The 6,573-nt window shown below is 65.6% G+C and carries 5 protein-coding genes; 4 read left to right on the top strand and 1 reads right to left on the bottom strand.

What is annotated here, in order from left to right; translation table 11 throughout:
* The first annotated feature begins 1,124 nt into the window (after window positions 1-1,124).
* The 3 genes from KF708C_RS05210 (at window position 1,125) to KF708C_RS05200 (ending at window position 4,363) form a co-directional block, all read left to right on the top strand.
* Window positions 1,125-2,093, top strand: a complete 969-nt coding sequence (locus KF708C_RS05210; RefSeq protein WP_020424049.1) for a Bug family tripartite tricarboxylate transporter substrate binding protein — start codon at window positions 1,125-1,127, stop codon at window positions 2,091-2,093.
* A gap of 265 nt (window positions 2,094-2,358) precedes the next feature.
* The gene (locus KF708C_RS05205) at window positions 2,359-2,832 is read left to right on the top strand and encodes a tripartite tricarboxylate transporter TctB family protein (protein ID WP_059410953.1); all 474 of its coding nucleotides are present in this window, start codon (window positions 2,359-2,361) and stop codon (window positions 2,830-2,832) included.
* 13 nt (window positions 2,833-2,845) lie between these two features.
* Window positions 2,846-4,363, top strand: a complete 1,518-nt coding sequence (locus KF708C_RS05200; protein WP_059410952.1) for a tripartite tricarboxylate transporter permease — start codon at window positions 2,846-2,848, stop codon at window positions 4,361-4,363.
* 769 nt (window positions 4,364-5,132) lie between these two features.
* Here KF708C_RS05200 and KF708C_RS35460 read toward each other — a convergent pair.
* On the bottom strand, window positions 5,133-5,363 hold the full coding sequence (locus KF708C_RS35460; protein ID WP_156173734.1) for a hypothetical protein: 231 nt from the start codon (window positions 5,361-5,363) through the stop codon (window positions 5,133-5,135).
* A gap of 250 nt (window positions 5,364-5,613) precedes the next feature.
* Here KF708C_RS35460 and KF708C_RS05195 point away from each other — a divergent pair, with 250 nt between their 5' ends.
* Entirely contained in the window at window positions 5,614-6,549 is a 936-nt protein-coding gene (locus KF708C_RS05195; protein WP_370552788.1) for a patatin-like phospholipase family protein, read from the top strand.
* Window positions 6,550-6,573: the final 24 nt, after the last annotated feature.

The raw sequence follows: 6,573 nt of genomic DNA, 5'->3' as shown, positions 1-6,573 counted from the left end.
GCCTGGCCGGCAGGGGCAGAAACATTGGGATTACTGGTCTTGCTGGTTTCGTCGTGGGGACGGTGGTTCTGTTTGTATCCTGCCGTTACCGGTGCGGACCACCACGACTTTGCTAGCGGTATTGGTTTCGTGGTCAGACCTATGATGGCGAGCGCACTGCCTGTTCGGACATCTGCCGTTACCGGTTTTAGCCACCACGATATAGCGCCCACATGGTTTCGTGGTGGGCGTGGTGGACCCAGCGCGGGTGTGTTGGGTTTCGATGAATGCTGCGCGCTCCCCTCTGGCACATCTCAAGATCCCACACCGGGTTCAAACCGGGGCCACCGCGCCCACCACGAATCCAGCACCGTCCCTATGCCGCACCCATCCACCCCGGTCGCGGCAGCAGCTTGAACCACCCGGACCACCGCCATCATGCAGCGCCACCACGAATCGAACACCACCCGAGAGAACGTGGCCGCCAAAACCGGTACCGGCAGATTCCCTGCAGAACCACCACCCCCACCACGAAACCACCAACAACCAGCAACACTGTTCGGCTCTGCCCCTGCCGGCCAGGCAGTCCGCTTTCTTGGCTTACTTTCTTTTCGGATAAAAGAAAGTAAGTCGCGCCGGGGGCGCGAAAGCCTTTGACTTTGATGTTGACTTTGACGTTAAGCAGTTGACTTTAAATTCTTGAATTTAAGCCTTTGACCTTGAAGTCAACTTTAGACTCTTAAAGACTCTAAATTTAACCCTCCAAAGCCACGCCCCACCATTAAAAAAACCCAGAAAACACCCCCCCAGCCCCCAAATGTCCACACATTCACCCCCACGTAAACCCCACCCCTCTCCCTGTCAAATTGACAGCCTTTTGACAGTTTCCCCCACCTAGAATCCACCCCATGGCTCATAAGGGCCAGATCCGCGCAATCCACCGCACGGAAAGAACTCAAAGAACAAGTCCGGCCATGCACGCGCAGCGGCGGACAGGAGACGAGCCCTTCGCCCCCCGGCGTGCCGGGGGTGTCTTCCTGCCCCGCGCCAGCGCCACACCAGCCGGGCACCCCGGTCCGGACCGCGCCAGGCACCGCATGCCATGCCCGGCCGCCGGCAACCTTCAAGACAAGCAGGAGACCGATATGCGCCGCTCGATTCACCGCTTCGCCCACGCCGTCATGGCTTCGGCCGCGCTGGCCGCCACCGTGGCCGCCGCGCCCGCGTTCGCGCTCGACAACGTCAAGTTCATGATCGGCGCCAACCCGGGCGGCGGCTACGACCAGACCGGCCGCTCGCTGGGCGCCGCGCTGGTGGCCGCCGGCGTGGCCAAGACCGCCGCGTACGACAACAAGGGCGGCGCGGGCGGCGTCATCGGCCTGACGCAGTTCGTCAACACCGACAAGGGCAACCCCAACGCGCTGATCGTCACCGGCGCGGTGATGGTGGGCGCGATCGAGACCAACAAGCCGCCGGTCACGCTCAAGAACGCCACGCCGGTGGCGCGCCTGTACGCGGACACGATGGTCATCACGGTGCCGGCCAACTCGCCGCTGAAGTCGGTCAAGGACCTGACCACGCAGCTCAAGGCCAACCCGGGCAGCGTGAGCTGGGGCGGCGGCTCCAAGGGTTCGATCGACCACATCCTGGCCGGCCTGATCGCCAAGGACATCGGCGTGGATCCGAAGAAGGTCAACTACGTGCCGTTCCAGGGCGGCGGCGAAGCGTCGGCCTCGATCCTCGGCGGCCACGTGACCGTGGGCATCGCCGGCGTGTCCGAGTTCCTGCCCTTCATCAAGAGCGGCAAGATGCGCGCGCTGGCGGTGACGTCGAAGGAACGCACCGCCGACATCCCCACGCTCAAGGAGCAGGGCGTGAACGTGGAGATCTACAACTGGCGCGGCGTGTATGGCGCGCCCGGCATTACCGCCGAGCAGCGCAAGGCGCTGGTGGACGCGGTGGTCAAGGCCACCGAGACGCCGACCTGGAAAGAGGCGCTGACCCGCAACGACTGGACCCCGTTCCTGCTGACCGGCGACGAGTTCGGCAAGTTCGTGGACGGCGAGTCGGCGCGCCTGGGCACCACGCTGCGCGAGCTGGGCGTGGCGAAGTAAGTTCCGTGCCGGCGCGCGCGCCGGCATGACGGCGCCGCCGCGGTGTCGCTTTGTCGTTTCACCGCTTCATCGTTTCACCGTTTTGCCGTTTCACCTGTCGGCCCCGCCTGCGGCGCACCGTGACGCCTAGTGCGCATGCGGCAGGCGGGGGCCCGGTGTCCACCACCTGCGATACCCAGGACCAGACCATCAGTCGCCGGGCCCCCGCCGCGCGGGGACGACAAACCGCGGCCGGCCAGCGCGCCGCCGCCTGAAGGAGCCCTTGATGAAACCCTCGCACCTGGCGATCGGCATTGCCGTATTGCTGCTCTCGCTGTTCTTCTTCGTCGGCCTGCCGGGCATCTCCGGCGACGAAGGTTATGCCGGGCTGTCGCCGCGCTTCATGCCCACGCTGGTCGCCATCGGCCTGGCCGTGTGCGGCGCGGCGCTGACCTGGCAGGGCATCCGCGGGGGCTTTCGCAACATGCCCGAGGAAGACGCCGAGCTGCCCTCGGCACCGCACAACTTCCGCGGCTTCCTGTGGGTCGCCGCCGGGCTGGTGGCCAACATGGCGCTGATCGGCACGCTCGGCTTCGTGCTGGCCTCGACGCTGCTGATGGTCTGCGTGGCGCGCGGCTACGGCAGCAAGCGCTTTGTGCGCGACGGCTTCATCGGCCTGTGCATCACGCTGCCGATGTGGGCGCTGTTCGAATTCCTGCTCGGCATCAACCTGCCGCTGCTGCCCGTCGCCGGGTTCTGACCGGAGCTGACTCATGGACACTCTCAACCTGCTGATGCACGGCTTCGCCGTGGCCATCACCCCGATCAACCTGATGTGGGCCCTGGTGGGCTGCTTCCTCGGCACCGCCATCGGCGTGCTGCCCGGCATCGGCCCGGCGCTGACGGTGGCGATGCTGCTGCCGCTGACCACCAAGGTGGAGCCGACCGCCGCGCTGATCATGTTCGCCGGCATCTACTACGGCGCCATGTATGGCGGCTCGACCACCTCCATCCTGATGAACACGCCGGGCGAATCGTCGACGATGGTCACGGCGATGGAAGGCAACCTGATGGCCAAGAGCGGCCGCGCCGGCCCGGCGCTTGCCACCGCGGCGATCGGCTCGTTCGCGGCGGGCACCATCGCCACCGTGCTGCTGTCGATGTTCGCGCCGGTGGCGGCCGACGTGGCGCTGCAGTTCGGCCCCGGCGAGTACTTCATGATCATGCTGCTGGCCTTCACCACGGTGTCCGCGGTGCTGGGCTCGTCGCTGCTGCGCGGCATGACCAGCCTGTTCCTGGGCCTGGGCATCGGCCTGATCGGCATGGACTCGCTGTCGGGCCAGACGCGCTACTCGATGGACGTGCAGGAGCTCTACGATGGCATCGACATCGTGGTGGTGGCGGTCGGCCTGTTCGCGGTCGGCGAGGCGCTGTTCAACGCCTTCTTCCCGCAGCCCGACGGCAGCTTCAACAAGCTCAGCAGCGTCATGATGACCAGGTCGGACTGGAAGCGCTCGGTGCCGGCGTGGATCCGCGGCACCCTCATCGGCTTCCCGTTCGGCCTGATCCCGGCCGGCGGCGCGGAGATCCCGACCTTCCTGTCGTACGCCACCGAGAAGAAGCTGTCCAGGCACAAGGACGAGTTCGGCACGGTCGGCGCGATCGAAGGCGTGGCCGGCCCCGAGGCCGCCAACAACGCCGCCGTCACCGCCACGCTGGCGCCGCTGCTGACGCTGGGCATCCCCACCTCGAACACCACCGCGATCCTGCTGGCGGCGTTCCAGAACTACAACCTGCAGCCCGGCCCGATGCTGTTCCAGACCTCGGGCGACCTGGTGTGGGGCCTGCTGGCCTCGCTCTACATCGGCAACGTGATGCTGCTGGTGCTGAACCTGCCGGCCATCGGCCTGTGGGTGCGCATGCTGCGCATTCCCACGCCGCTGCTGTACGGCGGCATCCTGATCTTCGCGGGGCTGGGCGCGTACGGCATCCGCCAGTCGTGGTTCGACCTGCTGCTGCTGTTCGTGATCGGCGTGCTGGGCATGGCCATGCGGCGCTTCGACTTCCCCACCGCGCCGGTGATCGTCGGCATGATCCTGGGGCCCATCGCCGAGAAGCAATTGCGCAACGCGCTGTCGATCAGCCAGGGCGACTGGTCGATCTTCGTGACCCAGCCGATCTCGGCGACCATCCTGGCGATGACCGTGGCGGTGGTGGTGATTCCGAGGGTGCTGGGGTGGCTGGCGCGGCGCGCCGCGCGGCGTGGGGGGGTGGTGGATGCGGCGGGTTGAGTTGGCTTGCCGCGTGGCGGCGGGATGATTATTGTTGGCGAAGCCTGACACTTTTGTGGTGTTGGGCTTTTTTTTTATTGGTTTATTGGGGGAGGGTTCTTTAAAGGTTGGGTTCGGCTTGAGACGCGGCTTCAAAGTCAAATTCTTAACTTCAGCGGCTGAAGGTCAAAGTCAACTTCTTAACGTTAAAGTTAAAGTCAAAGTCAACATCAAAGTCAAAGGCTTTCGCTCCCCCGGAGCGACCTACTTTCTTTTCCCCGAAAAGAAAGTAGGCAAAGAAAGCGGGCTGCCTGGCCGGCAGAGGCAGAGCCGAACAGGGTTTCTTGGGTTGGTGGTTTCGTGGTGGGGGTGGTGGTTCTGCTGGGATTCTGCCGGTACCGGTGCGAGCGGCCACGACACTGCTGGCTGTAGTGGTTTCGTGGTCAGACCTATGATGGCGAGCGCACTGCTGGTTCGAGCATCTGCCGTTACCGGTTTGGGCGGCCACGGCGTAGCACCCGCATGGTTTCGTGGTGGGCGTGGTGGATCCAGCGCAGGTGTGTTGGGTTGCTTTGAACCCGACGACCTCTCAAGTCAAAACCGTTCGGCACCGCGCTCGAACAGGGGCCACCGCGCCCACCACGAAACCAGTACCGCCCCTATGACGCACCCATCCGCCCCGGACGCGGCAGCAGCCCGGAGGGCCTGGGCCTCCGCCATCATGCAGCGCCACCACGAATCCAACACCATCCGAGAGATAGTGGCCGCCAAAACCGGTACCGGCAGCAGGTCAGCAGAACCGCAGGCCCCACCACGAAACCAATAACCCTCGTATCCCTGTTCGGCTCTGCCCCTGCCGGCCAGGCAGCCCGCTTTCTTTGCCTACTTTCTTTTCGGGGAAAAGAAAGTAGGTCGCTCCGGGGGAGCGAAAGCCTTTGACTTTGAAGTTGATTTTGACTTTGACTTTGACTTTGACTTTGACTTTGACTTTGATGTTGACTTTGACCTTGACGTTCAGCACTTAACTTCGACGTTCAGCCGCTGACTTTGAAGTAGCCTTTGAACGTCAAGACCCAGAAAGAAAAAAGTGCCCCTTTCCCCCCAGAACGAGCCACCAGCCCCCCAACAGGGCCCCCTCCCCCCACCCCCTGTATCATTCCCCCAACCCGCGCCGCACCGGCCCCCCAATAGCAGCCCGGCCACCCGGCCACAATCCAGGACCAGGAACGACCTGAACCGCCATGCCAGAGCCGAAGCCGGAATCCGCCCTCATGCCCGTCGGTGCCGACCATGCCCCGCCGCGCGAGCCGGACCGCATGCGCGCCGCGTCGCCGTTCGACCAGGTGGTGTTCGCCGGCGGCGGCAACCGCTGCTGGTGGCAGGCCGGCTGGTGGGACAGGGTGGCGCCCGAGCTGGGCCTGCGTCCGCGCGTGATCGCCGGCATCTCGGCCGGCGCCGCCACCGCGTGCATGATCTACACGCACGACGCGCGCCAGGTCATGGCGTACTACCAGGAGGTGCTGGCAGACAATCGGCGCAACGTCTACTGGAGCAACCTGCTGACGCGGCAGCGCGTGTTCCCGCACTACGGCATCTACCGCGGCGCGCTGCTGAGCATCTTCGCCGATGGCCGCCTGGCGCAGTTGCAGGCCGCGCCCGAGATCCGCGTCGGCGTGGCGCACATTCCGCGCTGGAGCGGGCCGCGCATGGCGGTGCTGGCGGGCCTGGTGGCCTACAACATCGAGAAGCACTGGCTCAGGACGCTGCACCCGCGGCTGGGCCGCAGGCTCGGCTTCCGTCCGGAGTTCGTGCGCGCGCAGGACTGCGGCTCGCCCGAGCAGCTGGCGGACCTGCTGCTGCAGTCGGCCTCCACGCCGCCGTTCACGCCGGTGCTGCGCCGCGACGGCCGGCCGGTGCTGGACGGCGGCATGGTCGACAATGTGCCGGTCGACGCGCTCGACCCCACGCCGGGCAACGTGCTGGTGCTGGTGACGCGGCTCTATCCGCGCCCGCGGCGCTTCGTGCTGCGGCACGGCGGGCAGCGGCGGCTTTATCTGCAACCTTCGCAGCGGGTACCGATCTCGAGCTGGGACTACACCCGGCCCGGTGCGATGATCGCTGCCTACGAACTCGGCCAGCGCGACGGGGAAACCTTTCTGCGCGAATGGCCGTCTGTCATGAAGACGGAGCTCGGCACCACCGCATAGCGTTCTTCGGACGCGCCGGCCGGC

This window comes from Cupriavidus basilensis (assembly GCF_000876015.1).
GTDB classification, from domain to species: Bacteria; Pseudomonadota; Gammaproteobacteria; order Burkholderiales; family Burkholderiaceae; genus Cupriavidus; species Cupriavidus basilensis_B.
This window is presented reverse-complemented; position numbering and strand designations above follow the sequence as displayed.

Bases quoted from the DNA above. Each gene is read 5' to 3' on its own strand.
- KF708C_RS05210 (WP_020424049.1), top strand. From the start codon at position 1,125: ATGCGCCGCTCGATTCACCGCTTCGCCCACGCCGTCATGGCTTCGGCC.
- KF708C_RS05205 (WP_059410953.1), top strand. From the start codon at position 2,359: ATGAAACCCTCGCACCTGGCGATCGGCATTGCCGTATTGCTGCTCTCG.
- KF708C_RS05200 (WP_059410952.1), top strand. From the start codon at position 2,846: ATGGACACTCTCAACCTGCTGATGCACGGCTTCGCCGTGGCCATCACC.
- KF708C_RS05195 (WP_370552788.1), top strand. From the start codon at position 5,614: ATGCCCGTCGGTGCCGACCATGCCCCGCCGCGCGAGCCGGACCGCATG.